Source organism: Mesorhizobium sp. M7A.F.Ca.ET.027.03.2.1 (genome assembly GCF_003999175.1).
Lineage (GTDB): Bacteria > Pseudomonadota > Alphaproteobacteria > Rhizobiales > Rhizobiaceae > Mesorhizobium.
The window spans coordinates 1-1,352 of record NZ_RZOM01001346.1 but is presented as its reverse complement, the minus strand read 5'-3'; the positions used below and the strand labels follow the sequence as shown (position 1 = coordinate 1,352).

Genomic DNA, 1,352 nt, shown 5'->3' with positions numbered 1-1,352 from the left:
GTCCTACATCGAGCCCTACCAGGGTGCGGCGACCGGCGTCGGCGGCATATTGCGCGACGTCTTCACCATGGGCGCCCGGCCGATCGCGGCGATGAATGCGCTGCGCTTCGGCTCGCCTGACCATCCCAAGACCCGGCACCTCGTTTCAGGCGTGGTTTCCGGCGTCGGCGGCTATGGCAACGCCTTCGGCGTGCCGACGGTCGGCGGCGAGGTCAATTTCGACGCCCGCTACAATGGCAACATCCTGGTCAACGCCTTTGCGGCGGGCCTTGCCAAGACCGATGCGATCTTCCTGTCGGAAGCCAAGGGTGTCGGCCTGCCGGTCGTCTATCTCGGCGCCAAGACTGGCCGCGACGGTGTCGGCGGCGCCACCATGGCCTCGGCCGAATTCGACGACAAGATCGATGAGAAGCGCCCGACAGTGCAGGTCGGCGATCCCTTCACCGAAAAGTGCCTGCTGGAAGCCAGCCTCGAACTGATGGCCTCGGGCGCAGTCATCGCCATCCAGGACATGGGTGCCGCCGGCCTTACCTGCTCGGCGGTGGAAATGGGCGCCAAGGGTGACCTCGGCATCGAGCTCGATCTCGACAAGGTGCCGGTGCGCGAAGAGCGCATGAGCGCCTACGAGATGATGCTGTCGGAAAGCCAGGAGCGCATGCTGATGGTTCTGCGCCCGGAAAAGGAAAAGGAAGCCGAGGCGATCTTCCACAAATGGGGGCTGGACTTCGCCATCGTCGGCAAGACCACCGACGATCTGCGCTTCCGCGTGCTGCACCAGGGGGATCAGGTCGCCGATCTGCCGATCAAGGATCTCGGCGACAAGGCTCCGGAATATGACCGGCCGTGGGTCGAGCCGAAAAAGCCGGCGCCGCTGGCAGCCAATGACATTCCGCAAGCCGACGTTGCCGACGCGCTGCTGAAGCTGCTCGGCGGGCCCGACCTGTCTTCGCGCCGCTGGGTCTGGGAGCAGTATGACACGTTGATCCAGGGCAATTCGCTGCAGCTTCCAGGCGGCGATGCTGGCGTGGTGCGGGTCGAAGGCCATGCGACCAAGGCGCTCGCCTTCTCCTCCGACGTGACGCCGCGCTATTGCGAGGCCGACCCTTATGAGGGCGGCAAGCAGGCGGTGGCCGAATGCTGGCGCAACTTGACCGCCACCGGCGCTCTGCCGCTGGCCGCCACCGACAACCTCAATTTCGGCAACCCGGAACGGCCCGAGATCATGGGCCAGCTGGTCGGCGCGGTGAAGGGCATCGGCGACGCCTGCCGCGCGCTTGGCTTCCCGATCGTCTCCGGCAATGTCTCGCTCTACAACGAGACCAACGGCCAGGGCATCCTGCCAACCCCGACCA

General features: G+C 65.8%; 1 protein-coding gene. It reads left to right on the top strand.

All coding sequences use genetic code 11. The features are described from left to right. Nucleotides 1-1,352: phosphoribosylformylglycinamidine synthase subunit PurL (gene purL / locus EN750_RS34520; RefSeq protein WP_127399292.1), on the top strand; the 1,352-nt coding region annotated here is incomplete at both ends.